29 protein-coding genes and 1 pseudogene are annotated in these 26,564 nt (G+C 38.4%); 4 read left to right on the forward strand and 26 right to left on the reverse strand.

Annotation, left to right across the window (positions count from 1 at the left end):
* Positions 1 to 31: 31 nt before the first annotated feature.
* Together KX723_RS06130 and KX723_RS06135 are read right to left on the reverse strand one after the other, a co-directional pair.
* Complete coding sequence (locus KX723_RS06130; protein WP_218813323.1) at positions 32 to 202, reverse strand: hypothetical protein; 171 nt, start codon at positions 200 to 202, stop codon at positions 32 to 34.
* On the reverse strand, positions 150 to 917 hold the full coding sequence (locus KX723_RS06135) for a site-specific integrase (RefSeq protein WP_218813517.1): 768 nt from the start codon (positions 915 to 917) through the stop codon (positions 150 to 152). The genes KX723_RS06130 and KX723_RS06135 overlap by 53 nt, the downstream gene beginning before the upstream one ends.
* Before the next feature lie 327 nt (positions 918 to 1,244).
* On the opposite strand from KX723_RS06135, the gene KX723_RS06140 reads away from it, so the two are divergent.
* Positions 1,245 to 1,469, forward strand: coding sequence for a hypothetical protein (locus tag KX723_RS06140; protein ID WP_218813518.1), 225 nt, complete (start codon positions 1,245 to 1,247; stop codon positions 1,467 to 1,469).
* Between the two features lie 11 nt (positions 1,470 to 1,480).
* Here KX723_RS06140 and KX723_RS06145 read toward each other — a convergent pair whose 3' ends face one another.
* From KX723_RS06145 to KX723_RS06255, 24 genes and pseudogenes are all read right to left on the reverse strand, one after another.
* Positions 1,481 to 1,819: a hypothetical protein gene (locus tag KX723_RS06145; RefSeq protein WP_218813519.1), complete on the reverse strand. Its 339-nt coding sequence runs from the start codon at positions 1,817 to 1,819 to the stop codon at positions 1,481 to 1,483.
* 321 nt (positions 1,820 to 2,140) lie between these two features.
* Positions 2,141 to 3,133, reverse strand: a complete 993-nt coding sequence (virB11, locus tag KX723_RS06150; protein WP_218813520.1) for a P-type DNA transfer ATPase VirB11 — start codon at positions 3,131 to 3,133, stop codon at positions 2,141 to 2,143.
* Between the two features lie 10 nt (positions 3,134 to 3,143).
* Entirely contained in the window at positions 3,144 to 4,205 is a 1,062-nt protein-coding gene (locus KX723_RS06155; RefSeq protein ID WP_218813521.1) for a TraB/TrbI/VirB10 family type IV secretion system protein, read from the reverse strand.
* Positions 4,206 to 4,209: 4 nt separating this feature from the next.
* A complete protein-coding gene (locus tag KX723_RS06160) occupies positions 4,210 to 4,923 on the reverse strand; it encodes a TrbG/VirB9 family P-type conjugative transfer protein (protein WP_218813522.1) in 714 nt (237 codons plus the stop codon).
* A gap of 1 nt (position 4,924) precedes the next feature.
* A complete protein-coding gene (locus tag KX723_RS06165) occupies positions 4,925 to 5,635 on the reverse strand; it encodes a VirB8 family type IV secretion system protein (protein WP_218813523.1) in 711 nt (236 codons plus the stop codon).
* Between the two features lie 36 nt (positions 5,636 to 5,671).
* Positions 5,672 to 6,676 carry a TrbL/VirB6 family protein gene (locus KX723_RS06170; RefSeq protein ID WP_218813524.1) on the reverse strand — a complete coding sequence of 335 codons (1,005 nt, stop codon included), beginning with the start codon at positions 6,674 to 6,676 and terminating at the stop codon, positions 5,672 to 5,674.
* A 1-nt stretch (position 6,677) separates the two neighbouring features.
* Positions 6,678 to 6,821, reverse strand: a complete 144-nt coding sequence (locus tag KX723_RS06175) for a hypothetical protein (protein ID WP_218813525.1) — start codon at positions 6,819 to 6,821, stop codon at positions 6,678 to 6,680.
* 11 nt (positions 6,822 to 6,832) lie between these two features.
* A complete protein-coding gene (locus KX723_RS09755; RefSeq protein WP_281421126.1) occupies positions 6,833 to 6,961 on the reverse strand; it encodes a hypothetical protein in 129 nt (42 codons plus the stop codon).
* Positions 6,962 to 6,979: 18 nt separating this feature from the next.
* Positions 6,980 to 7,666 (reverse strand): type IV secretion system protein, encoded by a 687-nt coding sequence (locus KX723_RS06180; protein WP_218813526.1) that lies wholly within the window; start codon positions 7,664 to 7,666, stop codon positions 6,980 to 6,982.
* Positions 7,656 to 10,076 carry a VirB4 family type IV secretion/conjugal transfer ATPase gene (locus tag KX723_RS06185; protein ID WP_218813527.1) on the reverse strand — a complete coding sequence of 807 codons (2,421 nt, stop codon included), beginning with the start codon at positions 10,074 to 10,076 and terminating at the stop codon, positions 7,656 to 7,658. Before KX723_RS06185 ends, KX723_RS06180 begins: the two co-directional genes overlap by 11 nt.
* 3 nt (positions 10,077 to 10,079) lie before the next feature.
* Complete coding sequence (locus KX723_RS06190; RefSeq protein ID WP_218813528.1) at positions 10,080 to 10,376, reverse strand: VirB3 family type IV secretion system protein; 297 nt, start codon at positions 10,374 to 10,376, stop codon at positions 10,080 to 10,082.
* 23 nt (positions 10,377 to 10,399) lie between these two features.
* Positions 10,400 to 10,711, reverse strand: a complete 312-nt coding sequence (locus tag KX723_RS06195; RefSeq protein WP_218813529.1) for a TrbC/VirB2 family protein — start codon at positions 10,709 to 10,711, stop codon at positions 10,400 to 10,402.
* A gap of 85 nt (positions 10,712 to 10,796) precedes the next feature.
* Positions 10,797 to 12,500, reverse strand: coding sequence for a type IV secretory system conjugative DNA transfer family protein (locus KX723_RS06200; RefSeq protein ID WP_218813530.1), 1,704 nt, complete (start codon positions 12,498 to 12,500; stop codon positions 10,797 to 10,799).
* Positions 12,484 to 13,128, reverse strand: a complete 645-nt coding sequence (locus KX723_RS06205) for a MarR family winged helix-turn-helix transcriptional regulator (RefSeq protein ID WP_218813531.1) — start codon at positions 13,126 to 13,128, stop codon at positions 12,484 to 12,486. The genes KX723_RS06200 and KX723_RS06205 overlap by 17 nt, the downstream gene beginning before the upstream one ends.
* 104 nt (positions 13,129 to 13,232) lie before the next feature.
* Positions 13,233 to 16,199: a DEAD/DEAH box helicase family protein gene (locus KX723_RS06210; RefSeq protein WP_218813532.1), complete on the reverse strand. Its 2,967-nt coding sequence runs from the start codon at positions 16,197 to 16,199 to the stop codon at positions 13,233 to 13,235.
* A gap of 318 nt (positions 16,200 to 16,517) precedes the next feature.
* Positions 16,518 to 16,832, reverse strand: coding sequence for a hypothetical protein (locus KX723_RS06215; protein ID WP_218813533.1), 315 nt, complete (start codon positions 16,830 to 16,832; stop codon positions 16,518 to 16,520).
* Positions 16,833 to 16,869: 37 nt separating this feature from the next.
* Positions 16,870 to 17,325: a protein-tyrosine phosphatase family protein gene (locus tag KX723_RS06220; protein WP_218813534.1), complete on the reverse strand. Its 456-nt coding sequence runs from the start codon at positions 17,323 to 17,325 to the stop codon at positions 16,870 to 16,872.
* A 17-nt stretch (positions 17,326 to 17,342) separates the two neighbouring features.
* On the reverse strand, positions 17,343 to 18,161 hold the full coding sequence (locus KX723_RS06225; RefSeq protein ID WP_218813535.1) for a class I SAM-dependent methyltransferase: 819 nt from the start codon (positions 18,159 to 18,161) through the stop codon (positions 17,343 to 17,345).
* Complete coding sequence (locus KX723_RS06230; protein ID WP_246562594.1) at positions 18,161 to 18,622, reverse strand: NUDIX domain-containing protein; 462 nt, start codon at positions 18,620 to 18,622, stop codon at positions 18,161 to 18,163. Before KX723_RS06230 ends, KX723_RS06225 begins: the two co-directional genes overlap by 1 nt.
* Positions 18,622 to 19,521, reverse strand: a complete 900-nt coding sequence (gene murB / locus KX723_RS06235; protein ID WP_218813537.1) for a UDP-N-acetylmuramate dehydrogenase — start codon at positions 19,519 to 19,521, stop codon at positions 18,622 to 18,624. Before murB ends, KX723_RS06230 begins: the two co-directional genes overlap by 1 nt.
* Positions 19,522 to 19,580: 59 nt before the next feature.
* A complete protein-coding gene (locus KX723_RS06240; RefSeq protein ID WP_218813538.1) occupies positions 19,581 to 20,882 on the reverse strand; it encodes a UDP-N-acetylglucosamine 1-carboxyvinyltransferase in 1,302 nt (433 codons plus the stop codon).
* Positions 20,883 to 20,884: 2 nt separating this feature from the next.
* Positions 20,885 to 21,829 carry a GSCFA domain-containing protein gene (locus tag KX723_RS06245; protein ID WP_218813539.1) on the reverse strand — a complete coding sequence of 315 codons (945 nt, stop codon included), beginning with the start codon at positions 21,827 to 21,829 and terminating at the stop codon, positions 20,885 to 20,887.
* Positions 21,816 to 22,553, reverse strand: a pseudogene (locus KX723_RS06250) (serine hydrolase); the annotation flags it as partial. The pseudogene KX723_RS06250 and the gene KX723_RS06245, both read right to left, overlap by 14 nt.
* A 112-nt stretch (positions 22,554 to 22,665) precedes the next feature.
* Positions 22,666 to 23,742, reverse strand: coding sequence for a tyrosine-type recombinase/integrase (locus tag KX723_RS06255; RefSeq protein WP_218813540.1), 1,077 nt, complete (start codon positions 23,740 to 23,742; stop codon positions 22,666 to 22,668).
* A 314-nt stretch (positions 23,743 to 24,056) separates the two neighbouring features.
* On the opposite strand from KX723_RS06255, the gene KX723_RS06260 reads away from it, so the two are divergent.
* The 3 genes from KX723_RS06260 to KX723_RS06270 all read left to right on the forward strand — a co-directional run bounded on the left by KX723_RS06260 (position 24,057) and on the right by KX723_RS06270 (position 26,564).
* Positions 24,057 to 24,938 (forward strand): Cro/CI family transcriptional regulator, encoded by an 882-nt coding sequence (locus KX723_RS06260; protein ID WP_218813541.1) that lies wholly within the window; start codon positions 24,057 to 24,059, stop codon positions 24,936 to 24,938.
* Between the two features lie 81 nt (positions 24,939 to 25,019).
* A complete protein-coding gene (locus KX723_RS06265; RefSeq protein ID WP_218813542.1) occupies positions 25,020 to 25,907 on the forward strand; it encodes a regulatory protein RecX in 888 nt (295 codons plus the stop codon).
* Between the two features lie 15 nt (positions 25,908 to 25,922).
* Positions 25,923 to 26,564, forward strand: coding sequence for a DUF6475 domain-containing protein (locus KX723_RS06270; RefSeq protein WP_218813543.1), 642 nt, complete (start codon positions 25,923 to 25,925; stop codon positions 26,562 to 26,564).

Below are 26,564 nucleotides of genomic sequence, written 5' to 3' on the forward strand. Positions count from 1 at the left end.
CCCGAAATTCGTTCGCATGACGCGACTGAAATTAGGCCGCGATACGTCCTGCGTCCGGCACGCACTCACTCCTTCGGAGTTCATGCCCGTGCCTCCCACAAATGACTTTACGGCGTGATGCGTTTCCTGCTTCGCCCGTCAACGCACGCCTATCGCGGGCTCTTCGACTTCGCATTGCTTTCACAATGCTTTCCTGTCTCATCGACTGAACCTTCCGGTACCTTAATTTCCCATTCCCATCTTAAATTACAAATCTCCTGATCACGGCATCCTGTGTTAACTGCAAATAAGGCCATCCTTCTTAAATGAACAGGAAGCTCATAAAATAACCTCATTTGTTCTCCCTGTGATAAAGGGTAAGGTTTTCTTGCGTCTTTCTGCTCCTCTAATTTAATCTTTGGCGCTTTTATTAACCAACTTAATCCATATTCATCTTTCCATTCTTTTTCAGCTAAATTTAAAATGTGCCTAACCACTTGTAATCCATAGTTGATCGTTCTTTTTTTGAGCACTTTTACATTTTCCGCACTGTCCTTTTTAGTCTTCTTCTTTTTTTTCGGTTCTATCCTTTCACGATCTTCTATATATTTTTTAAGACTATCCATATGAATAGCTTCCAGTGGCAAATGCCCTATATATCGATCCAAAACTTTTAATTGCGTAGCCTCAACTGCAATACTTGGCTTCTCTTGACTCTCCTCTACATACTTTATAGCAGCTTGCCTAAAAGTCCTTCTAGGCCTAACGCCATAAACCTTAGCTTGTCTTATTTCCTCGGTACGTTTTGCAAGGTAGATTTCCGCTTCTTCGAGAGAATTTGATCCAGTGCTTTCGCAAACTCGTTGTCCGAGTATTTGTTTGTCGATGTGCCAGACGCCTTTACGGTTACGGAGACCCGACGTTCTTTTTCGCCCCATAGTGTTTTACTCCTCTTATTAGCAGGGCGGCCATTACATTGCTTATAATCTTCCACCCAAGCATCTAAATCAAGCCGATCAAAGGCAACCCCTCTCTTGCCTATTGGGATAATAGATAAGGAAGGTTTTACTTCTTTATTAAATCGATTTTTATCCATTCCTAAATAAGTTGGCGCATCACGCAAACGGATAAGTCTCGGCTGCATTTTTTACCCCTCTTTATATTTTTTCTTCGCTTAGTTTATTTAGTTTTTGCGGAAAATATGTTCCCAGGCATCTCTATATAATGTGTTGTTCAAAAAGAAAGAAGGATAATAGGAGCAAAGCATGACAGAAAATGTTTTTGATACTTTTATTCGACACTGTGGAACGTTGAATCAAGCGGCCAAGGTATTAGGCATAAGTCGTGAGCATATCGGTGCAATGAGACGAGGCGTCATTCATATACATCTAAAATACGCGTTGCTTATTGAAAAATATATGTGTGAACAAGTGAGTCGCTATGCTCCCGAAGAATTTCGGCCATCGTGCCCCCGAAATTCGTTCGCATGACGCGACTGAAATTAGGCCGCGATACGTCCTGCGTCCGGCACGCACTCACTCCTTCGGAGTTCATGCCCGTGCCTCCCACAAATGACTTTACGGCGTGATGCGTTTCCTGCTTCGCCCGTCAACGCACGCCTATCGCGGGCTCTTCGACTTCGCATTGCTTTCACAATGCTTTCCTGTCTCATCGTATGCAGGATAGATAGCTCACTGCTAGTTAAATCCGTTTGACTAGCTACTTTCTCACAGTCTTCTTGCCAACGACTAAATACATGAAACATTTTCAAAAGAAGGAGTTCAAACTCAGTTAATTTAGCTTCTTCTTCTGTCCAAGTTGTATCTATTGATGGGTTCATAAATTTTTCTCTCTTACTTATAATTTGTTAGTAATTTATTAGTAAAGTTTATAACTAATATGGAATGTATATCGAAATAATATATAACCATAATTTAATTAATTAAGTCAACTAATGTTAAAAAATGACTGTAAAAATAGGGACTTATAGAATTTTACTGTAAAAATAGTAATAAAATATTACTAATATACAAATATTTTTTAATAAAAATTACCTAATTACAATCTTAGCAAGATTCTCATAAAATAAAATTAATTAGATAATTTTATCATTGTGAATATAGGAAATTATCCGTTATTCATAATGATGCGATAAATCGCCTTAGGTAAAAGAGTTACTAAAATAAACCTCGGCTATCTCTACGAATCGCGTTTTATTGGCACTGCGCTTTAATTGAATAACGATAGGAATAATAGATTGAATGTAGGCACGTAATTTTTCTTCACTCGATGTGTTACCCGCTTGCTGCATCATAAAAACGAGCTGGTCAAAACAAGCTCGCGGTGTATCACTATGCACCGTGCTGATACTGCCAGGATGGCCACTATTGGCTGCTCTTAAAAACGACCACGCCTCGGCACCGCGTAACTCAGACAATAAGATTCGATCCGGTCTTAAGCGTAAACACGTCTTAAATAGTTTTTCAGCCGTAATCTCTTCATCGTCTTGATTAAAAAGCAAATGAACGGTATTAGGCTGTTTAACCTTAACTTCTCGAGTGTCTTCTACGGTAATTAAGCGTTCAGTATCAGGAATCAATTGTAAGCACGCATTCAGAAAGGTGGTTTTACCTGTACCCGTTCCGCCACTAATAAGGATATTCTTTTTAGCTTTTATGGCTAATTGTAGAAATTTTAGAATTTTTTTCTTATCTTTCAACGTTTCCTCATATAAGTCCTTGAGTAAATCGGCTGTTTGCTCATACGAGTTATCATTTGCAGAATTAGATGAATCAAAGACTCCAGCGGCTTGATAATCTTCTAAACTCATATTGCGACGTGAATGACAGCGAATAGAAAAAATAATCTTATTTTTTTCACAAGCCGGCGGCATGACACACTGTACCCGCTCGCTGCTAGGTAAATCGCCAGAAATTAAAGGATGCGGAAATTGCTTATGATTAAATTCTGCAATGAGATGCGCTAAGGTCTCAAGAAAGCCAAATTCAAGTTTTTCTGCTGTGTATTGTTTAAAACATCCCTTCTCTTCAACGAACACAACGCCTGGTCGGTTGATACACACTTCCGTGACGCCCTCTGTTTGTAAACAAGGTTTTAATGGTTCTAAATAACTTTCTAAAGCTTTGATAGACATTTTTTATTGGTTAGAAAATATTAATTTTAGAATTTGTCGTTTGATTAACCGCTTTAAAATCGAGATCATGGGCAACAAACACTTGAATAGGACTACCTTGGTTAATCCATAAGGTCGGTGGAATCATGCCCTGCTGCTGTAAGGCTTGTTGTGCAGTCTGATTTAAACTATTTGCCACAGCGATTCGATAGGCTTGTGTGGCGTTATAGGAGGTATTTTCGGCCACACCCACATTAGATGTACCGACACCCAGCACTGACAGCAATATGGCAGAGCCAAATTGTCGCCAAAAATGATGATCCATCGTATCTGCTGCCATGCCCGCCATACCTAAAGTATCTACGCCAGGCGAAGCGAGATTTAAGCTAACACCCTCCGGTGTTATGAGTCGTGTCCAAACCACAAACACGCGTGATTGGCCTTGTAACATGCCGCTTTTATATTGACCAATTAAGCGACTGCCTAACGGTATTAATATCCGTGATCCATCCTCTGAGTAAACAGGCCGATCAATCATTGCTCTTAAGTTGCCTGGTAAATCAGAATTAATAGCCGTTTCTAAAATGGCATGAATGATTTGACCTTCGCCTATCAATTGATTTAAAGCGCCTACTTGGGTTGCTTGAACACTTTGATGGGAAGTGGCACTCGCTTGTTGTAAAAATTGACTATTCGCATCCGTATTCAACACTTTGTTTTCTTTGACAACATGATCCGTGTGATCCTTACTTTCTTGATTGAGTACAAGCATCGGTGCGGCTAAGCGTTTCTGTAATTCTTTTTGTTTTTCTTCCAATAAGGCGAGTTGTTGTTCCGAGAGTGGCTTTTCTTCTGCCTCTGATTTTTCTTTTATCGGTATGATGGTTGATTTTTTTGATGCCGTAGTCGGTGTGGTATAGCTTTCTTCTACCTGGAATTCGTTTTTTGACGTTGTCTTTTTAGCATTAAAATAAAAATGTGTGACTAATAAAAATAATAGTCCACCGAGAATGACAATGAGTACCGGCTTTTTTCGCGCTGGTTGCGCGATGTCTGATGACCCATCCGTAGTGGTTGGTGTTGGCTTCTCCATCGTCTTATTCCTCGCCTGAAAGAGCTTCGTTATAAATACTGGTTACATAACGTCCACTGCGTAAGGTAAATCGTGGCGCTGTGGTATTTACGATCACGTAGTCGCCTTTCATGTGATAATTTATGAGCGTTTCTCTACGTTTCTTATCAACGACAAAAATAGCAGGCAGGCTACTTTTGAACCGAAAATACGTAAATTGACCGTTACAATCAAAGGCTTCAATCGGCGCTAAGCTTTCATCACCCGTAAAACTATATTTCCAATTAATTTGTGTAGGATCACAAGTACCTATGGCGTTACTTTGTCCACGATTATCAAAACCGCCGGTCGGGTAAGTAAATGTTAATTGATAGAGCGGTGAAATCTTTTCGTCATTGGCAGCTAGTTCAAAGTTATAGCTCTTCACATTGGTTAACACCGTCATATTTGTTTTAGAGGCGGCTATCGGCTTGATAAAAAAATTATTTTCAATGTATTTGGTTTGCCAGGCTAAGCTATCCCCAATAGCAACATTTTGTACTTTCTCATCTGGCGAAAAAATAATGTGCGTTTCGTAACCATAGGCACCCTGAATCATTACGACATTATTTGGATCATAATTGACTGTTTTTACATGCTTATCTGCCGCAACGGATCGAGGCAATAAAGCGGCTGTTGTCTCATGAAGCGGGATAATGATCATGAGGATGCAAACAAAGAAACTTAGTTTTTTATTCATGTTATTTTCCTTCTTCGTGGCTTAAATTAACCGAGGTCACTTGATAATATGTCACGGTAAATCCGAGTGGATTTCTATCTAGTTGGGCTTGCGTGGCTTTAACGGATTGATACTGCCATTTTACAATCGCTTCTTCATGCGCGATTTGTTGTGTATTAGTCCCTTTATCAATCAAATGCTTTTCAAATCGAATAACCGCTGTGTGGTCATTTAAACGAGAAGGCCATACTTTAGGTACCCTAATCGCTTTATCTTTACCGTATTTATGGTAAGGCGATGTGCTAGCTTGACTATCCACTTCGGTATCGTATTGTTGACGAATCGTTGGACTGGATTGTGCCCAAACTAATTGATAGGGTATTTCTAAATGATCACTGTCATAGCTTTCACGATTCATCACATAATGAATGAGAAAAAAACGCGTCATTTGCCAATTAGCCGTTAAGTGTGTGGGTTCTAATTCACCGAGTTTGGTTACTTCACCAGTCGCATGATTAAACGTATATAGATAAGGCACTTTTTGTTTGAGTGGCACTAAACAAACCAGGGTGAGGAGTGCCAGTAACAAGGATAGTAATAAGCCTGCGTTAGCTATCAGAGAGTAGCGTAACCAAAGCGTTTTACTTTGATAAATATCGTGACGCCAATCATCAGCCGCTTGGTAATAGGTTTCTTTTACATCGCTGTTAACGTCTTTTATCTGACTCATCATTCTTTACTATTTTTGTTGTTTTATAAAAATGACTAACTAATCTTTATCTTTTCCTTGTTGTACTGCTGCATTAATCGTGGATTGTTTTTGGGCGGCTGCGCGGTTTGCTAATGCACCACGCACAGTGTTAAAACCGCGACTGGCTAAGTTAGCCGCCGCCTTAGCACCACTATTCGTTAAAGCCGATTTCACCATACCACCGACTTGATTTAAGGCCGCTAAGGTAAGGCCACCACTTAAACTACTGGCTATCGATAGGCTTTGTTTTAATAGAAACGCGGTGATGAGTGATAATCCACCAAAAATGCCTACCGTAAAAAAATTAGGTTTACTCACGGTGGCTTCATACGCTAAATCAGGCAACACTAGATTAATAATCGACAACATCAACACTAGAATGCTGGTGGTGATAATAGGCACCAGTGAAAAGTTAAATAATTTGCCCAACCAACTCACAAACCAACCGCGTGTTGATTCAAAAAGTATAAAGGTTAAAAAAATGGGCCCCAAAGCCAAGCCAATGGCCATCGCCAATTTTGTATAAATTAAAAGTCCTAGCGCGGACATACAGCATAAAAAGGTAAAGGCCGCGACAAAAAGACCACAGAAAAAAAGATAGAATCCTTTACTAAACAAGACGGTTGCTGCTTCCATCCCTGTGCTAAAGACTTGATTGAGTCCCTGTGCAATCGTTTCATCCGGTATCTGACCTGGCGTCTGACTAATGATTTGTGCAATATAATTTGGCTCGTTAGTAAAAATATTATAAATAAATAAGTGATACATTGACCAATTAGTGCATAAGCTGGTCACTACTAATAAAACGATCAAATGTCGGCAAATGGTTGTAAAATCCGCCGTTAAAGTATGCATCGCAAAACGATAACCCAACAACAAAATATAGAGCGTGCTTAAGGCCAATAAGGTGTTACTGTAGCCTTGTACCAACTGCTCATAAGTAGTTTGTACAAAATAAGCAATCACATCATCTACGGCGGATAATGTGTCTGTAATAAAGCTGTCTGGAGAAAGGTTTATCATTTCAGCCCTGGCATACGCCTAACACTAACAAACCACCCATCACAACAAAGGCTACTGTCAGCGCATAATAATCTTCATTGATCAAAAACAAACCGGCCATAATGATGAAGGCTAAAACCAGCACATGATAGTTTCCACTGATCATTTTGTTACTCCTTACCAGGTATTAATTTTTGTTTTAATCACCATGTTGTCGTTCGGTGCTCGTAAGGGTTCTGCCGCACAACTCACGACACAAATGCCTAGAAATAATATGAATGTGAAATACGGTATTAATTTTTGCATAGTCATATTCCTTAGTATTTACCGAATAGAAGCAACAAAGCGCGCCGTTTGCAGGTCGAGATTGACCTCCGTTTGTGCATTAACCGCGTGTTGTTGATTCATTAACGCTAGTTGACGCAACACTTCAATCTGAATTAAATTATTTTCTAGGTTAATGCGGGTTTCTAAATCAACCGCTTCTTTTAAGGTGCTGGTGGTGCCAATTTGTGAACGCAATTCGTTTGCATAGTTTATTTGTTCTTGAATTCTATCGTAGCTCAATTGACTGGCCGCTCTTGTGACTAAGGCGGTTTTTGCTCTTAAGCTATAAAATTGTTGATCCGATCGATTCCGATTCACTCGGTTGTAAAGTTCGATGCCTGCCGGAAATTCGCGTGATAATAAACGAAGAATGAGACCTAACTGACCGTCATTCCCACCATGCGTTACTAGTTCTAAAAGCGAACCCCAACGATCGGCATGAAGTCCCCAGGATTGAAAATCCCTAAATCGCCAATGTGCCCATTCAGAATGACCTGATACCGCTTGTTTTATCTGACGATTTAATCGTGAAATCGTCGATTGAATATTCTCCATCTGCATTTGATACCCTTCTATCTGTGCGACAAGGTGCAATACACCACTAATAAAAGGATCGGCGTTACTCTTTAAGGGACAAAGTATTAATAAACTTAAAGTCATGATTTTAACCAATTTAAGCCGCATGCGATTTTCTCCGCTGATGGAAAATCGGTAGCCAAATGCTTGGATCATTACCCACTTCAGCACGAATGGTATCGAGTAATGCGATGGTTTCGGTACGTCCTGAAATAACCGCAATCTCGTCTTCCAAGCCTTGTAAATTTGCTCGTAAGACGACGGATGTTTTACCTCGGCCGTAATTTAATAAAAAATAATGACTTTCATTGGGTAAGGTTTTAATCAGTTCAAATTCTCGTTCACTTAGACCGAAATGCTCCATATAGGTTTTTCGATCCGCCATCGGATTAGGGAAAAAGATTTTGCATGCGGCCGCTTCATTAATCACCTGATGATTTTTTGACAACGTTGTGTCATAGGCGGCCTGCGTGCCTAAGCCAAAACAATTATTTTTCTTGCGCGGAGTACGGGATAGATCATTGATAATGGGCTTAAAATACTTGTCTTGTAAGGCGGGCGAAGCTTCATCAAGAAAGATAAGACCGCGCTGACCTTCGAGTTGTTGGCTAAATCGATGTAATAAATACATCAAGGCCGGTATTTTACAGGATTCGTCTTTTAGAATATGGCTTAAATCAAGCCCGATGACATCAGATTCGTAACGCTGCTGTTCAAAACAATCCTGTGCATTATCAAATAACCAGCTATTTTCACAACCGCCATGCCACAACTCAAACCGTGCGCGCAGCGAGCCTTTTTTATTAACGCCAAAGAAAGGTGCAATATGACAAAATTGTCTTTCACTTAAATTTAAGCGATACATACCCGTAATCGCTTCTTCAATGAGTTTTATTTCGGATTCATCTAAGGGTTTAGTCGGTGATTTCAGCAATTGTTTAAAAAGCTGTAATAGAAACGTATGATTTTCTGGTGTGTCTGCTAATTGGCAAGGATTAAATCCCGTTGCAATCCCTGGTTTTAGAATTTCATACGTACCACCCAAGGCTCTGACTAAGATTTCTAAGCCGCGATCTTTATCAAAGATCACACGTTTGCCACCAAACTTCATACTTTGTGCAATCAGAAATCCAACCAGTAATGTTTTACCACTACCCATTGAACCGACCACCATAAAGTTACCGACATCTCTTTCATGAAAATTAAAATAATACGGACTACCGGATAAGGTTTCTAACACCGTAACCGCATCACCCCAGAAATTATGCTCACGTTGACCACGAGGTGAATCATGCAAGCTCGCAAAAGCCGCGATATTTTTAGTAGAGATCTCCGCTTCGCGCACAATATAAGAAAAGTTACCTGGTAGCTGCGCCCAAAAAGCACATTCACAACCGACCTCTTCTCGAACACAGACGATATCGCGATCGGATAACAAGGCAATGATTTCTCCTACGTGTTGGTTTAGTTGTTCTAAGGTGTTGGCATAGCAAATTAAACTAAAATGATGTTTCCCATAATTGACTTCGCCACTGGCCGTATCATCAAAGGATTCATCAATTTGTTCCGTTTGCCGCACGGATTCTTCTTTGGTTTGTTGCATATCGCGCTGTTGATCGCGTAAGCGAGTCTTCGCTAAATAACGATCATAGAATCGGAAGGATTGCGTTAAGGTATATTCCATGCGTAGTGAATTAAGGCCATCTAATATCCCTTGATAGGTCATAGAAGGATACGCTTTAATCGAAATAACCGCAGAAAATTGCTTAATGTTATCACCCGTACGGGATTCAATCGTGCCGCTATGTCGATTAAAAAATAATCGTTTTCTGGGTAAATAAGCAGAAGCATCTTGCATCAACAAGGGAATCGTTTGTTTGTCAGCATTAATCAATTGACCCATCAATGCTAAAGGCTCAGAAAAGGCCATGCCGCCTTTTTGATAAACGCTGAGTAATCGTGGTTGATAGTCAGATAAGGTTTTTACTATTTTCTGAGTCACCGCCGTTAAGGCTTCGCGCGTTTTAAGTAACTGTTGTTGCTGGGCTATCTTACCCGCTTGATGGTTTAGTTTTTTAAACCAATTAAAACCTTGATTTAAAATACCTTCAGCCGGTTTTGTGACAATACCGATGTACATTTCATTCTGAAACATCGGGCGTTGCTGAATCTTCTGACGATATTTTTCATTGAGTTGCTGGGAAAAACCTGACTGAAATTCTCCAGCAGGAAAAGCGATGGTTTGACGCCGCACTGTCCAAAAATAAATCGCAACTTCAGAAGAGAAACTTTTTAATAAACTATTACGCCGATTTTTATAGACATCTAAGGTCGCTTCACTATGTGTAAGACCATCAATGCCCTCTATTTGAATAATTTGAATCAATTTGCCGCTTTTATCGATCAACGTCTCATCGTTATAGTGTCCTACTATATTAATATGGCGTGACGCATTGGCTTCTTTTCTAAGTCTTTGGTCTATGGGACTATATCCCCTCTTTTTTATCTTAGACAGCATGTTTTATCCTGGCTGATAACTATTCGTACCACCCCAAAAGTGACTGTTTAAAACGGGTGGCGTTTGCATAAAATACTTCAACCATAATTGAAAGAATTGTAAATCCTTCATTGTTAAGCGAAATAAAATCAGGTGTATCACACCAAACAAAGGAATACCCATTAAGGTATGGAGATCAAGACAAATCATCATGTTTACCGCTACATTAGCGAAAAACAAACGCAGTGGAATACCCATAAATACCGGCGGCCGTGTTAATGCCAGTGCTAAGGCGTCAACTTCGATCGGATAATCTTTCACAGTATTCCTTGTTATTGTTTTTATTAATAAACAGCGCTACGTATGGTTCTTGCCATACTACCGGCACCAAATATAATGCCAATGCCAATCAGTGTTTGTATGAAATATTTCCACTCGATACGATGACCCGCACATAATAGTCCTACGGCAATAATCGATAGTGTCGCAATAGCTAATCCCGTGTCGCCATACATGCGATCAATAAACCAATTTAGCCCGTCGCTAACAGGGGTTTCTCCACCATATCCCCATGATACGGAAGGGAAAAATAAGAAAAAACAAATGATTAAATAAGTTAGTTGAATTCTTCTTTTTTCCCCTTTTCTTAATATCATTTTTTTTATGAAATTAAAGGTATTTAATAAGATTATTTTAACTTAATTTGTATTTAAAATCACTATAAATATAGTGTTTTTTTAATTATTTTGTAAAAATAACTTTTACTTTTTTATGTTGAAATTGATTTACTTTACTAACATAAAAAGCTTCGCCTGATTGTAATTCTTGCTTAATAGAATCAGGATGAATAATGAAGGATTTATTGCGTTTGACGCTGCCCATTCCGGTTGAATTGTCTTCGCTAATTTGCGCAGTCACATCAAATCCGTCTTGTGTTCCAATCCAACTCGCAACACTCTCTGCACTTTCATGATCATTCAACCGATGACAAATCAGGGTATTCACGCAATTCAATAATTGATTGCCAAAATTATCATCGACGCGTTTTAAATCAGCCAACCCTTGTGTACCAAAAATCGCATGAATACCTTTACCGCGCCCCATATTTACAAGATTTAACACTTGTTCGCCGGCAAATACGGAAAACTCATCAAATACCGTAAAAATACGTTGCTTAGTTTCTAAACGATCAATCACTGCTTTGATATCGTTAATAATTAATTTGCCTAAGACCTTAGCAAAACTCGGAAAACGTAAGGCAGGTAAAGCGAAATACACCACACTATTCGTTTGAATGATTTCCTCTAAATTAAAGGTATTGCTGGTTTTTTCAAAAAAAGCGCCGAGTTCTGAATGGATGAGTAAATTCAAATGTGCCTGTAACCCTGTAATGTCTTTGGCATCATACTGTTGTAACCGTAGTACACGGTTTTTAAGTGTTTCATTAGTGATGCCGCGTGTTTTAAGTGCTAACTCTCTAAAATCTAAACAGTTAACGACAGTCTTTAAATCAAAGGCTTCTTTGAGATGCAACAACACTTCAAATGTAGTCTGCAAGTAATCTTCGGCAATTGAACGGTAGTAATCATTTTCCCACTGATCTTTTAAACTAATCAGCTTGTCTTTAAGCTCCGTATAACCGCCATGTGCTAAAGGATCATAGTGGTGATTGTCAGCGCAGTTAAAACCATAGAAAGTACGTCCGTGATCCTGTGATTTTTTCTGTAACCATGCAACGTTTTCTTCGGTGGGTTTACCATCAATAATAATTAAGGGATACGCTTGTTGGACAGCTCGTTGATAAAAGCGCCGCAAGGTAACCGTTTTACCGCCGCCTGTGGTGCCCAACACTAAGAGCATCTGATTGATAGCGCTGTCTGATATGACAATCGCTTCTTGTTCGTCAGAGAAGCCTAAAAGCGTTCCTTCTTGGGATTGTTTGTTCGGTTTAAGGAAATATTTTTTCCAATTTAACGTATGCTGCTTCAATGAGGATTCCCTACCCCTTTGAATGGCCTTAAGTTCCCATTCATGAGTCGAGTTAGGTATCCATTCTGTCATGCCAAATAAGCCCGCAAACAAGATTGGAAAGCCCAACACATAATCAACTCCATGTTGATAAACAAACCTTACTGCCGCGCTAAAACCGTGACTAAACACTATTTTCCAAAATGTCAGGTTTTGGTCAAACCCTGCGCGCATCAATTCAAAAAATGATAGGTCAAAATGTGATCGGCATTCGATCAACAAGCTACTGGTAAGTGCTAATACCAGACCAATAAACAATACCTTCCATGCAGAATAACGAAATACTCGGATTAAGATAAGAAAAAGTAAAAGACCCAATAAACCAACTATGCTTTGCCATAGACAACAAAGTCCAATCAACACACATTGAATAGTCTCTCGTGGTCGTTCTAAAAAGCCGCTATCCTGTAAGGGCATGCACGTGAGTGAGTTGTTTTTCTAAAAATGTTTTTAGTACATGAATTTTGACAAAGGGCATGGCTTTTGCGGCTTCTTTTAATTTAGGCACCATCGATTCGTGACAAAAATACCAAACCTCTTGCAAGGCAAACTGGGTCGCATAGGTTTTTAAAATGTCCTCTAAACGTTGATTGCTTTTATAAGAAAGTTCTACCTCAATAGCAATCTGTTTTCCATCAGCAAAAACTAATATGCCATCCGGCAAATGGCCATGTTGGCCTACCCCTAATTTATACTTATCATGTTTTAATTTTCGTTCGCTAATCCATGATGAATCAGGATAAATCGCCTTTAATTTCATAAAAAGATTTAATACCATGTAGTCATGATGGTAATTAGCTAAGGGTACCCTATGCAAAGGTGGTAACTGAGAAAAGCGGGCACCGGCTGGTGTTAAACGATACAAGCCATGCCGCCGATAAAAAATGCGTTCATGTAACAACAGCTTGTGTCGTTCTAATTTATTAATAATTTGATAATTACGAGGTTTATGCAAGCCAAAATATTGGCTGATCTGTGGCATTTCACAGAAACCAAATTCATTGATAAATTTTAAAATCTCTACATCACGTGATGTTAATTTCAAAAAGAATTATCCTAATTATTATTATATAATAATGGATACTATTTATATAATAATCAAGTCATTAGCAAATTATAAAATAGTTAAATAGAAGTTGTCCCCGCGGATTATGAATCATTTTCCTCCTGTTTTCCAAGCCAATCTGTCCATGATATCCAGCCTTTATCTTTATAAGTTCTTTGTGGATTCGAAGGTATATTCTCAGGTCTCTTTCCACTTTTACAATAATTCAACCAGTCGTTTCTAGTTTCTAAACCTAAATCACGAACAAACTTTCTTGCCTTTTCAAAGAGAAGAAATTCATAATCAAAAGAAGATTTATTATTAGTCCCCAACCAATCCCCCATAGATACCCATCCTTTATCCTTATATGTTTTATCAGGATTTGACGGTATATTCTCGGGTTTATCTCCACTTTTACAAAATGAATGATATTCCTTCCCAGTTTGTATTTTAAATTTATGAATAATTAGCCTTGCTTCTTCAAATGATAGATAAATCCGCTTATGTGTATGTACGAAATTAGTCCCCAACCAATCAGGCCATGAGACCCATCCTGTGTCTTTATATACTGTTGCTGGACTTGCAGGTATATTTTCAGGGTTATCTCCATTTTTACAAAATTCTCGATACTTTTCCTGAGTTTGTATTTTAAATTTATGAATAATTAGCCTTGCTTCTTCAAATGGTAGATAACTCCGCTTGTGTGTATGTATGAAATTAGTCCCCAACCAATCCCCCATAGATACCCATCCGTTTTGTTTATAAACTTGATCAGGGGCTTTGGGTATCTCTGAAGGCTTCTCCCCACTTTCACAAAATAATTGAAAATCCTCTCCAGTTTGCAATTTCAATTTACGAATAAACTCTCTTGCTTTTCCATGAGGCCAGTAAGCTCTTTTTTTAGTGTCTATGTAATCAGTTCCTAACCAATCCCCCATAGATACCCATCCTGTACTCTTATATGCTTTATCAGGGTTTGATGGTATATTCTCAGGTCTCTTTCCATTTTTAGAGTAGATTAACCAATCATCTCCTTTTTTTAGGCCTAAACTATGGACAAACTCTCTAGCTTCTTCAAATGGTAACCAACCTAATCGAATTGTACTGATTTCTTGATAAAATAAATTATCTTTTATCTGAGCAGTGAAATTATAGGGAATAATCAAGTTACAAGCTAAATTAGTGCTTATATGCTGTGAAATTATAGGACTTTTCCCCTTAGCAGATTTAATCTGTGTTATTTCCTCCTCTAATCTTTCATCCTGAGAAGATAAAGCCCTAACTACACTAATAAGGTTTTTAAATAATCCACTTTCTATCTCCTCTTCTAGCTTTTCCTCATCTGCATGATAAATGGGGACTACAATGTAACCTAACTGTTTTTCTTTATTATGAGCTCTTCGTAAAGCCCTGCCCGTCGCTTGGACAATATCAACTTTTGAAGTTTTAGGATCACAAAAAAACACAGTGTCAATAGCAGGTATATCAATGCCCTCTGTAAGGCACCTTGCGTTCGTCATCACTGCATATTCGGAACTCTTAAATTCGTTCATAATGACAACCCGTTCATTTGTAGTAAGAGTTCCATTCACATGATAAGCCCGAATATCAGGAAAAATTTCTTTATGTCTTTTTTGAAAATCTTTTGCTTTTCTAACTGTTGAGTGAAAAGTAATAGCATGCGCTGTGCCGTGTTCTCGGCTAAATTTTTCAAGTGCATAATTATTAGCAATTTCATCTGCTGTTGTTTCATGCTCAGAGGTATATTTTCTCTGTTTTATCATTTCTTCTACTTCTCTGTTGCTAACCCCTATAGCAACAATCCTATAATCGACTAGTATTTTTCTATCTATAGCCTCTTTAAAACTCATACGATAGAATTCACGACCAAATATATTTCTATTACTCATGTCATAAAGATACGTAATTTCCTTATTCTTCCATTCATTTTTTAATCTATTTGATACAACCCTCGGGGTGGCTGTCATATAAAGACGTTTTTTTATTTTTATATTTTCCTCTTCATGGATTAGACAAAATTTATTTGATCTATGCCCTGCTGTTTTATGCGCCTCATCACAAATAGCTAAATCAAAAGCAAAATTGAGATCTTTAGCCACTTTACAAATTACTTCTAAGCTTTGATAAGTCGCATAAATAATACTTTTTTTGTTATGGCTTAAAAATTTACGAACTTCTTTGGGATCGGTGGTAACCCTACCAGGGATCTCAAAAATAGTTACTACTAAACTATCATTTTCCTTATCAATATCTTTTTCTGAGCAAACACAAATATAGGGTATATAATCGTTATTATTGGAGTTCCATTCATTCTTTATTTGTCTTAGTAAGGCTAAAGAAGGAACTAGCACCAATGTATGTTTAGCCATTAGTGCTCCTTTTATCCATAATGCGATAAGTGTCTTTCCAGCTCCACAAGGAATAATTAATTGACCTCTATCATGCTGTTTAAAACCATTAATAACCGCATTAATAGCGTTCTGTTGGTAATCTCTTGGTTTTTTTACAGGCGCAGTTATTTTTTTACCTTTTATTCGATTTTTAATTTGATTAATAGTTGATTGTGATAAATTTAGAAGATCCCCTAAAGTAACAACTTTTATACGTCCTCTATTTTTTGTTAGAGAATAACTATCAACTCCGGAAGCATTGGTAAAAACAATTATATATTTTGATTTTTCTGATTCAGCAAAAAAACTTGCTAAGTTATCTTTTGTCCAGCTAACCGGAGCGTTTTGATCACTTCTAAATTTACACTGTACTGACGAAAAATCATTATCATGCCCTTCAAGGATAAGATCGATACCATAATCACGAGTCCCGATATTTAGCTTCTTTCTAACCAAATGAGGAACTTCTGAAAAAAGCCAAACGTTTTTATATTCACTGCGTACCGAAGGCTCGGTAAGGTAATAATACTTACAAAACTCCTCAAATAATTTCCCTGTAAAATTTTTTTTTATAAAATCAGGTTTTGAAAGTTGATGATGGATATCATTCCAACTAGTAGAAATATCTAGAATTCTTAGTAGAGTTAATTTTATTGTCATTTTTTATTTTTATAAAGAAATTGGAACGAATTATATTTAGTTATCTTAAGTTATTTTTTCTTTTCCTTTCCCCTCTTTCTCTCCTTCCTACTACTTCTATTTTGATTTACTTTACTGCCCGCCCAAAGCCAAGACCTCAGTTTTACAAGTATCGTAGAGACGATGGAAAAGTGAGGTCTTGGCTGGTTTTCACTTCGTGAAATGGGCGGGCAATCTTTATAAATAAAGCTTAGAAGCACTTACAGTTTACTAGACTCCAAATAGCTAGCTTAATATAGTGGACAATAGCTTACTTAGTCTCTGCAAAAAATTGATGTACTATCTTGAAACCGGAGAAACCAATCCTCGTTTTCGGTTAAGCCTACGATAAGCTTCCAGACGTAAGGGATACATGCCCTTATATATTTTTAATGTTGTAGTTAAACTTCCACCACGATTTAAAACTCTATCAAATTCTTCAACAATGCGATCATTAGGCCACGGTTTTTCAGTTATTCCCATTAATCGCGTGAATATATCCGTGGTATTTTCGGACGCATACAAGATGCACAAAGCAGCATATGCGAAAGCTGTGGACCGACTGACGCCAGCATGACCAAGTGAGTCGCTATGCTCCCGAAGAATTTCGGCCATCGTGTCCCCGAAATTCGTTCGCATGACGCGACTGAAATTAGGCCGCGATACGTCCTGCGTCCGGCACGCACTCACTCCTTCGGAGTTCATGCCCGTGCCTCCCACAAATGACTTTACGGCGTGATGCGTTTCCTGCTTCGCCCGTCAACGCACGCCTATCGCGGGCTCTTCGACTTCGCATTGCTTTCACAATGCTTTCCTGTCTCATCGAATGAATCAAAACCTTGTTTTTAGGTTTTGCAAAGATGCTAGATAGCTGTTCATACGCACGTTCGATTATACTCGAAAAATGGCCAGTTGCCCCTGTGTCTTCCTGGTCATACATTCGCAAAACAATGTGTTTGGCTTTCTCTAGCTTGGGTGATTTCTCCGAAGGCAGACATGGATCAAGTAGCGATAATACGTGCGTAGGCTCCCAAAAAAAAGCTACCTTTTCTACATCACGCAAACAAGTCACGCATATGCGATCATTAGAACCGACAACACGAGCCATAATCTCCCTCTTCGCCGTCATATTTGGTGATTACTTGCAAAAATTTGATATATTTTTAACCCTGAACAAATGGATTTCTCATCCCGAGAAAATCCTTTTAAATCCGTTATCAATGCATCAATTTCTGTTTTTGTTGATAAGTTTTTAGTTATCAACTCCTCTGCAATTTGCATTAGTGATAAATATATAATTGATTTCTTACGAGCATTTGATAAATATGGTTGCACTACATTTATATCAAATATCCTGAAATAATGCCCTATATCTGAAATAATACCATCCGCATAACTGTAATTTATTTTTTTTTGTTTTCCTAAAGTCAATGTAAGCTCATTTGCGCGGAACACCGATTCTCGATAAGGATAAGAAATAACGTCCTTTAAAGAAGGTTCTTCAAAAACAAAATAAGCGGCGGGGTTTCCAATTTTTTTTATATTTTCGATTAATTTACGAGGCTCACTTTGATGCATAAGCACGAATCGACTATAGCAAAAATCAGCTATTCCAATTAAGTCTTTATTATCAGGTAAAGATAGCTGTACGTTAGTCAGTCCTTCTAAATCTAATAATCTCTGAGCCTCTGATAATTGCCTCTCTGATTGATCAATACCTATTACTTCTGATTTTTTGAATGTCTTTGCAATAAATCGTGATATATGCCCATGACCACATCCTATATCGCACAACACACTAGGATGCGGTATGCGTGCAAATACGCTCTCCAAAAAACTCCGGCTGGCCTCACCATAAATATCATTCAGTATGGTAAGCCGCTCACGATCCTGCTCACCAACCGCTAAAACATATGAGTTATCTTTAATAGAATTAATACTCATTACCAAACCTTTGCAGTTTTTCTATTACCAAGAACTTCATCAATCCGCTCGCGGGTTTTATTAGTTATATCTTCGGGAAGCGCGCATAACGGAAACCACTTTACATCGGATATTTCTATTTTGTCATTAGTCACTGGTGTACTCTCTTGATCTTTGACAACATATAAGATTGGGTAATCATCTAAATCTCTCCATCGGTGCCTATAAACTGCAAATATTTGGGGTTCGGTAGTTACCTCAAGACCGGTTTCTTCATAGATCTCACGGCATATAGCATCAATGGGAGATTCACCACTTTCCACCGCACCTCCAGGAGTGTGCCAGCCCGGGCGATAGGTATGTTTTACTAACAATACCTCTTCTTGGGTATTGAAAATAACCGCTCTCACACCCACCGTTTTTGCACGCCCGATGCGACGGAAAAAATGTTGCACTTTTTCTTTTACACGAAGTCTAATCATCAAATGACTACCTGTTCTAATTCAATATTCACACCAAATCGACTAGCGAGTTTTTCACGAACAAATTCTGCAAGCGAAATGAGATCCTTTCCTATAACAAATCCTTTATTCACAAAGATACCTGCATGTTGATAAGAAATCATCGCATCATTTATACAGTATCCTTTCAAGCCAAGTTGTTCCACCATAAGTCCTATAGGCATAGAATTTTGTGTTCGTTTAAACACACTTCCTGCATTTGGCATATGATAAGGTATCTTTTGCATTCTAATCGCTAATAACTCCGCAGATTCAGATCTCACTAACTCAACACGCTCAGCTAAAGGTATATTTTCATCTAATGATAGCTTTAGACCTACATCAGTTATAATATAATTATCTAAAGCAAATGAACTTGTCCGGTATGAAAAACAAAGTTCATGTTTTTCCCAACGCTTTCTTTTACCCATCTTTATATCTAGGGTATCCACCCAATTAACAACTTGCCCAATTTCTTGGCCATATGCCCCAGCATTCATTCTAACAGCTCCTCCAACGGAACCTGGAATTCCGATTAACCGTTGTATCCCCTTTAATCCACAGGCATTCGTATACTCTACCAAAGTTGATAATTTGACACCGGCCCCAACTGAAATAAAATTGGCATCACTTACCAAATACTGGTTGAAACCACATAATAATATAATTGGATTTTTGTATTTATTTGTTGAGAGAATTATGTTGCTACCGCCGCCAATAACTTTAGGATTAGACTCATAAGTTTCCTCTAAGATTTCTGTCAAATCTTGAAGGTTTCGAGGAAAATAGCACCGCTCTGCTATGGAATTTATCCCATATGAATTGAAAGCAATAAGATTAACGATCTGATAGGGCCGAAGATTATTTTCAGGTATCTTCATACTAGAACATCGTGTTTGTTTTAATTGGTATATAGACATGCCAACACCACGTAGCAGCTTCAATTATTGAATACATTGCACTGTAGCTCTCCCCCTAAACTTCTAATTATTTCTTCAACATTAGAATATCCTCGCCGTACCTGGAAAAAATTTTCAATCCGGCAAGCCCGCCCTTGTTTAAGCGCATATAAAATCACGGCCATGCCCGCCCTTAAATCGGTAGCGGTCACGGAAACAATTTCTTTATTTGGACAAGCTTCATAAGCTGGGAATACTTTAATAACTCCTTGTTCATAGCGTAGATTAGCGCCTAGAGCATTTAATGAAGCAATATACTTTGTTCTTTCTGGCATTACGGTATCAGTTATTGCACATGGCACGGACTGGGCTGAGCAAAGTGCTGCTAAAATGGGTTGTAGATCCGTTGGAAATCCGGGATATGGTTCAGTATTGATATTAATTGTCATACTTCGATTTATCGAACATCCATCAACAACTAACGCATCACCAAAGTTAAAAACATAAACATTTAATTGTACCAACAGAGCGATTACGGCATCCATATACTTAATTGGTGCTCCTTGAATAATTATCTTAGAGCCTAACAATGCAGCAGCTAAAGCAAATGATCCAGCTTCTATACGATCCCGAATAGGAGCATGCCATACTTTTTCAATATTTATTCTTTTAGCCCTTGTGATAGAAATTGTTCTCCAGTTTCGCTCAATTGCACAACCTAACTTTACTAAATATTCAATTAAGTTATCTATCTCTGGTTCAATTGCGCAATTAACTAACTGTATGACTTCGCCATTCTGCGGCTCACTGTTCGAAGCAATAATGAGCGCATTTAGTGTCGCACCAACGGAAGGATAACGTAATTTTACCAGCGTTGATGCCTTATTTGTTCGAATTGCCTTAATGCCCTGCATACTATCTTCAACGTAAAAACCTAATTGCCGCATAATATCCAAATGAATATCGTATTTTCGACCAAGATCGCATCCTCCAGGCAACGAGGTTGAGCATTCGCCAAATCGTGCTAGCAGCGCTCCAAACAATATAATGCTATAGCGTGTTTTCTCGGTATACTCTGTTTTAAGATGCACTTGGTGAACGCAACTACAGTCAAGATGAATTGAGTCATTATTTTGCATCACATTCACTCCGCACAACTTGAGCATATCAAGCATCGTATCAACATCAATCAAACAGAAATCTTTTGACGTTAAAAAAGTGGTCTCATTTTTACAAATAATTGATGCGGCCAATAAAGGGAGAATAGAATTTTTTGCGGTTGAAACACCCAGTGAAATAAGGGATGGAGTCGCTCTCATTGGCGTTAAGATTTCAGTTGTCATGATTACACCAACGGTACGGAAAAATCTGGTAATAATGAAAATCGATCGGGGTCATCTGCAAACATATGACAAAAAGAGAAGCAAACTTTATCAATCTTACTCGCATGAATATGTCTCATATCGCGCTGCCAGATTTGCTCATCGGTATCAGTATATTGAAACTGCTCATACGCCGGGAAATAAAATACTGAGGCTCGACCAGGTTTCTGGATAATTTCAAGAAAATTATGCAATGCTGAAATCAATGTTGCTTTAGAGCGAGTATTAGCAATCCGCGCATCGATGTCAGCACCGGTGGTTTTTAACGGTACTGGCGACACCGTAAACACAATAGGTCTAATAGGACCACCTGTTTGATCAATCGCACTAACAATTTCTTTCAAATCAGTTATAATTTCATTAATGGATTGAAAGCGTGACCTAACGTCTGGCAACCCTTGCTCTACATGCTGGGAAAGAGGAGAACGATTTAATACTTCCCAACCGGAGTTAGTGCGTTGCTCCCATATTTCTGACAACCCCAATGTAATGATAAAAGCATCCGCGTCTGCGACTGCTACCGATGCTTTTATTTCAATATCCGAAACAGTTTGAAAGAGGTTCTCTTCTGTGTCCGCGAATACTGGATGACGTTTTGCATCATAATATTTATATTTCCCATTTTCTTCTAAAATTTTCCAGATAACTCTATTTATTTGAGCACCGGTTGCTTTCCGGATTTCTTCAGCAATTGTGCGGGAATTATAATGAAGTCCCCATACCGGCGATATAACAGGAACGTTTTGAAGCGCGATCCACCTTGAGAAATTGGTTGCAAAGCAACTTCCAATTGCACATACCTTGGTATTTGGTCCCAACCAACGCATCTGATGAGGAACATAATATGGCTGCCGTAGATCGGAAGGAAAACGTTTCCCTAATAGATCAATTGATTTATATTGTTGCATTATGCTTCCTTTCAAAACTTTTTTTATCGCTGCTAATTTCGTACCCGAGGTCTTGATAAAATGCTGTGATAAGCTTCTTACCGCGTTCATCAATATGAAGGCCACTACTCATACGTCGCATAGTAAAGGCCATTGAACAGCCACAAGAAGGTTCTGCAAATGCGAAATGCCCTCCTGCCCCAACGTGGCCAAAGGCAGATCGGCTGAGAACAAAAGAGCCATCCTCATCTATTTTTCCGAAACTTTTCATCACTCCAAGCCCATACGCTGAGGGGGTCAGGAACGTGGCGTCACATTCAGACTGAATGGATGTTTCTGTCATTAATCGGCGATGGCAGGCATCGATGATTATGTCATTTGTGAGCAGAGAATCGTAAAATTTGGCCAACCCTTGCGCATTCGTAACTATATTTGCGGCGCAAAGCTCGGAGCTAAATCCTCGTTCCGTATCTACAAAGTCGATGGGGTAATTTTCTACAGCAGCTTGAATAGAATTTGGATTATTGCGCGCCGCTACTGAAAATGCAGTAGCATCTTTTTCCTTAGCTAAAACTTGAGGCGCAATGAGCGGTTTAAGATCAGAGGCTGCTCCAACTGTGATGATTGTGCTCAAAGGCTGAGCAATAAATTTATGAACAGCCTCCCTGATTGTTAGATTTGATACTCTGCGTACAATTTCACCTACCAACCAGCCAAACGTATATGGGTGATACCCAACCTTCGAACTTGGGTGTCGGGGGTTCGAGTCCCTCCGAGCGCACCAATTAAATCAAACACTTACATCATTTTCGAACTAATCTAAAAAATCCCTTGCGGGACTTTTGCGGGAGCTACTATTAAGCTACCCTTCTTAATACCGTTAGTATCGGCTTTCGATTTTCTTCTCTACAAACTTTATTAGCCGCTTGAATTAAACTAATTAACTCGACTTGGGAATAATGAGTAGTAATACGCCCACTTTTGTGCCCCAACAAATCCTGCCTATCTTCAAAACTTACTCCAGCCGCACGTAATCTTCGTCCGAAAGTATGCTTTAGATCATGTACTCTTACACGAGATAAACCTGCTCGTACACGCGCTTTAAGCCAAGCGGAATTTAACATCCGAGTTATACAGTGCCCTTTATAGGCAAACACATAGGTTGGGTGCATTCCCCTTACTTCCCGAATCACTTGACTAGCTACTTGATTTAACACTACCAAGCGATCTTGTCGATTTTTTACTTTTTCTCCTGGAATAATAAAAACACTAGTATTTAATTCCGGTACTTTTACTTCCCAATCCCATTGTAAACGACAAATTTCTTTATCCCGACAGCCTGTATTAACTGCAAAGAGCGCCATTCTCTGTAAGTGAAGTGGCAACTCAGCAAATAACCTGCTCTGTTCATTCCAATTTAATGGAAACGGGTTACGTTTATCTGTTTCGATTAGCAATTTGATTTTAGGCGCTGTAGCAAGCCAAGTAACTCCATTTTCATCAACCCAATCTCCGGCTGCCCGATTTAAAATACGACGAACTATCTCTAATCCCTGATTGATAGTTGTCTTTTTTACCCCATCCTTTTCTCTTGAATCGATATACGCTTGTAAAGTGCCTTTATGGATATTTTCCAAGGACAAATTTCCTATAAATCTATCCAAATGTTTAATTAAGTAACCCGCTTCTATAATGCTAGATTTATGCTGATTTTCCAGTAAGTAGCGAGTTGCTGCTTCCCTAAAAGTTCGTTGTAATCTAACACCATAAATTTTAACTTGCCTTATCTCTTCGATACGTTTTGCGAGGTAGATTTCGGCTTCTTCGAGAGAATCTGATCCAGTACTTTCGCAAATGCGCTGTCCGAGTATTTTTTTGTCGATGTGCCAGATACCTTTGCGGTTAAGGAGACCCGACGTTCTTTTTCGCCCCATAATTTTTTACTCCTATCAGCGGGGCGACCATTACAGGCTTTATAATGCTCAACCCAGGTATCTAAATCAAGTCGATCAAATGCAATTCCTCTTTTTCCTATCGGAATAATGGATAAGGTAGGTTTTACTTCTTTATTAAATCGGTTCTTATCCATCCCTAAATAAGTTGGTGCATCACGTAATCGAATTAGTCGCGGTTGCATTCTTAATCCCCTTATTAACTTTTTATTTAAAACCAGGTTTATTTTTATCTCTTCATCTTTATCAGGTTATCGAATTTACCTACGACATATGTCGTAGGTAATTTATATAAAATGCTTTTACATAAAAATAATGATAAGGAGCGGATATCAATAATGCTCATCAATTCATTAAGAAAAGTAATTGCTCACTTCGGTTCAGCAACAAAGGTTGCGGAAGCTTTAGGAATTCCACAACAAAGTGTTAGTGATTGGTATCGTGGTCGTAGTGAAATGCCTCTGGAATTCGCATTACATTTAGTTTGGATGATGCGCGGGGAAGTGGATTGGAAGGATTTGGTCTCTTTTAAAATTGCTTATCGTTTAAAAAATCTCTGTTTATCGCTTAAAGAAGTGGCGGTTTATCCTTGTGAATTAATTCATGTATTGACTAGTCGTATTCATGTATCCGACAACTTAAAACCTTTAAAAAATAAAGAAACTTTTTTAAATATAAATAGACCACCCTGCATTAATGAAGATTATACACTTATATTTGGTCACGAAAGTTTCTTTATTTACCAAGAAAAAAATAAAAAAACAATCCCTTGTTGGAAATTTTCTCTGCGAAGTTTGGCTGAAGGGAATTATATAACTGAAGATTTAGTAAAGACTTTTTTAATAAGCGAACGTGCAGCAATAGGGATTGCATTAGAAAAATATATTGGAAATCGCCAAGGTCAAAGAACTGATTTATTTGAAATTAAACAAAATGAATATTTTAAACAAAAACTCCGTCTCAATTTAGACAAAGTTAGAGGAAGGACAGATGTTTTTATTTCAAATTCACTTGGATTCAGTTCCAAAATTCAATACAGGCAAGTTAAAAAAATACTTCAATACGGTTGTAGCGAGCTAATTACCGATGTTGATCAGTCAAAAATATCTATATCAAGAGCAGCCAATTTAACAAAATTATCACATAAAGAACAAAAAAATAAATTAAAGATCAATTAAACATATAAATTTTTATTATAAAAGGAAAAAAATACCATGCGTGACTATGCAAAAATCTCCTGCAAATTTTGGATAAGCCCCATGGGTAAAAAAATAAAAGATTGTGGATTAGAAGCAAAAGTCCTTGCCTTGTATTTAATGGCCTGTAGCCACACCAACATGATTTGTTTTTATTATTTACCCTTCTTTTTTATCGCTCATGAAACAGGAATGCCTTTAGATGGCGTGTCAAAAGGGATTAAAGAACTTATAGAAATAAAATTTTGCTCCTATGACGCTGAGACCGATCATGTTTGGGTACATGATATGGCCGCGAATGAATTAGGTGCGCTTAAAAAAAGCGATAATCTTGTTAAAAATATTAATAAAATCTATAAAAAACTTCCTAATATACCCCTTCGAATGGCCTTTTATGAAAGATACCGTGACTTATTTCATTTAGGCCCTTCGAAGCCCCTTCGAAGCCAGGAACAGGATCAGGAACAGGAACAGGATCAGAAGCAGAAGCAGGATCAGAAACAATTTCAGAAACAAGATGATGATGTTGGCGCGACAGACGTCGCGCTCAGCAGCAGCCCATTAAAAATCCCTGTTAATAAATCTTTATGTTTAGTAAAAACACCTCTCACTATCGACATTGCCATCCCCCTACAGAAAAACCATCAATTTTTGGTAACGCCTGCACAACTAGAAAATTGGCAAAAAACGTATCCGAACATCAACGTTTTACAAGAACTACGCCAAATACAAGCCTGGAATGAAGCAAATCCCACTGAACTTAAAACAACATTGACGATTTTTCGTCATATCAATACCTGGTTGGCTAAAGAACAACGTGAGTCACGCCGTAAACAATCACCACCCGTAAAACACGCTAATCGCTTAGCTGAAAGTGGGTTAAGCCCTACGCTAGAGCATAACCTTACCGTGGGTAAACAATGGCTTAACCGCTCTAAAACTGAAGAATAATTTGGAGAAAACAACATGACCGACGACGATAAAAAAGAATTTTTAGAATGGCTAACCCTGTTGGCAGAATCTTTTAACAGAAAAGTGTCTACTTTATTGGTAGAAACGTACTGGCAGTGTCTCTGTCCTTATCCTTTAGCCCAAGTGAAAACTGCTATCTTAGATACACTGAGAAATCCTGATCGCGAATTATGGCGCATGCCCATAGCGGCTGAACTAATCGCCTTGATCCAAGGTGATAGCCGACAGTTTGCACAGAATGCATGGATGCAAGTTATCCATGCGATACGAACCATCGGTCGTTATAACAGTGTGGTATTTGATAATACCATCACACATTGCGTGATACGTGATATGGGTGGGTGGATTTACTTATGCCAGCAATCTGAAAAGACTTTATCATTTTTACGCAAAGATTTTATAAAACGTTACCGAAAGTATCATGCTAATCCAAGTATTCATCATCCCTGCACGCTCATAGGCAGTTTAGAACACGATAACGCGGCTAGAGGGTTCTCCCACAGTAAACCTGATCCAAAATTGGTAGGTGATCCTAAACTTGCTTTAGCAGTTTACAAATCCGGTAGTAAACCGTTGGAGTCAAGTTTTCAATTACCTCTTTCAAAAGCTATTCAACAATTTGATCCCGAAAAATAA

Source organism: Rickettsiella endosymbiont of Dermanyssus gallinae (assembly GCF_019285595.1).
GTDB lineage: Bacteria > Pseudomonadota > Gammaproteobacteria > Diplorickettsiales > Diplorickettsiaceae > Rickettsiella_B.

Bases quoted from the DNA above. Each gene is read 5' to 3' on its own strand.
- KX723_RS09755 (WP_281421126.1), bottom strand. From the start codon at position 6,961: ATGCAAAAATTAATACCGTATTTCACATTCATATTATTTCTAGGCATT.
- KX723_RS06210 (WP_218813532.1), bottom strand. From the start codon at position 16,199: ATGACAATAAAATTAACTCTACTAAGAATTCTAGATATTTCTACTAGT.
- KX723_RS06265 (WP_218813542.1), top strand. From the start codon at position 25,020: ATGGGTAAAAAAATAAAAGATTGTGGATTAGAAGCAAAAGTCCTTGCC.
- virB11 (WP_218813520.1), bottom strand. From the start codon at position 3,133: ATGTCTATCAAAGCTTTAGAAAGTTATTTAGAACCATTAAAACCTTGT.
- KX723_RS06245 (WP_218813539.1), bottom strand. From the start codon at position 21,829: ATGCAACAATATAAATCAATTGATCTATTAGGGAAACGTTTTCCTTCC.
- KX723_RS06230 (WP_246562594.1), bottom strand. From the start codon at position 18,622: ATGATTAGACTTCGTGTAAAAGAAAAAGTGCAACATTTTTTCCGTCGC.
- KX723_RS06195 (WP_218813529.1), bottom strand. From the start codon at position 10,711: ATGATATTAAGAAAAGGGGAAAAAAGAAGAATTCAACTAACTTATTTA.
- KX723_RS06185 (WP_218813527.1), bottom strand. From the start codon at position 10,076: ATGCTGTCTAAGATAAAAAAGAGGGGATATAGTCCCATAGACCAAAGA.
- KX723_RS06165 (WP_218813523.1), bottom strand. From the start codon at position 5,635: ATGATGAGTCAGATAAAAGACGTTAACAGCGATGTAAAAGAAACCTAT.
- KX723_RS06260 (WP_218813541.1), top strand. From the start codon at position 24,057: ATGCTTTTACATAAAAATAATGATAAGGAGCGGATATCAATAATGCTC.
- KX723_RS06225 (WP_218813535.1), bottom strand. From the start codon at position 18,161: ATGAGTATTAATTCTATTAAAGATAACTCATATGTTTTAGCGGTTGGT.
- KX723_RS06220 (WP_218813534.1), bottom strand. From the start codon at position 17,325: ATGGCTCGTGTTGTCGGTTCTAATGATCGCATATGCGTGACTTGTTTG.
- KX723_RS06240 (WP_218813538.1), bottom strand. From the start codon at position 20,882: ATGACAACTGAAATCTTAACGCCAATGAGAGCGACTCCATCCCTTATT.
- KX723_RS06255 (WP_218813540.1), bottom strand. From the start codon at position 23,742: ATGGGGCGAAAAAGAACGTCGGGTCTCCTTAACCGCAAAGGTATCTGG.
- KX723_RS06130 (WP_218813323.1), bottom strand. From the start codon at position 202: ATGAGACAGGAAAGCATTGTGAAAGCAATGCGAAGTCGAAGAGCCCGC.
- KX723_RS06155 (WP_218813521.1), bottom strand. From the start codon at position 4,205: ATGGAGAAGCCAACACCAACCACTACGGATGGGTCATCAGACATCGCG.
- KX723_RS06180 (WP_218813526.1), bottom strand. From the start codon at position 7,666: ATGCGGCTTAAATTGGTTAAAATCATGACTTTAAGTTTATTAATACTT.
- KX723_RS06170 (WP_218813524.1), bottom strand. From the start codon at position 6,676: ATGATAAACCTTTCTCCAGACAGCTTTATTACAGACACATTATCCGCC.
- KX723_RS06145 (WP_218813519.1), bottom strand. From the start codon at position 1,819: ATGAACCCATCAATAGATACAACTTGGACAGAAGAAGAAGCTAAATTA.
- KX723_RS06135 (WP_218813517.1), bottom strand. From the start codon at position 917: ATGGGGCGAAAAAGAACGTCGGGTCTCCGTAACCGTAAAGGCGTCTGG.
- KX723_RS06175 (WP_218813525.1), bottom strand. From the start codon at position 6,821: ATGATCAGTGGAAACTATCATGTGCTGGTTTTAGCCTTCATCATTATG.
- KX723_RS06160 (WP_218813522.1), bottom strand. From the start codon at position 4,923: ATGAATAAAAAACTAAGTTTCTTTGTTTGCATCCTCATGATCATTATC.
- KX723_RS06270 (WP_218813543.1), top strand. From the start codon at position 25,923: ATGACCGACGACGATAAAAAAGAATTTTTAGAATGGCTAACCCTGTTG.
- KX723_RS06200 (WP_218813530.1), bottom strand. From the start codon at position 12,500: ATGCCCTTACAGGATAGCGGCTTTTTAGAACGACCACGAGAGACTATT.
- KX723_RS06215 (WP_218813533.1), bottom strand. From the start codon at position 16,832: ATGGCCGAAATTCTTCGGGAGCATAGCGACTCACTTGGTCATGCTGGC.
- murB (WP_218813537.1), bottom strand. From the start codon at position 19,521: ATGAAGATACCTGAAAATAATCTTCGGCCCTATCAGATCGTTAATCTT.
- KX723_RS06140 (WP_218813518.1), top strand. From the start codon at position 1,245: ATGACAGAAAATGTTTTTGATACTTTTATTCGACACTGTGGAACGTTG.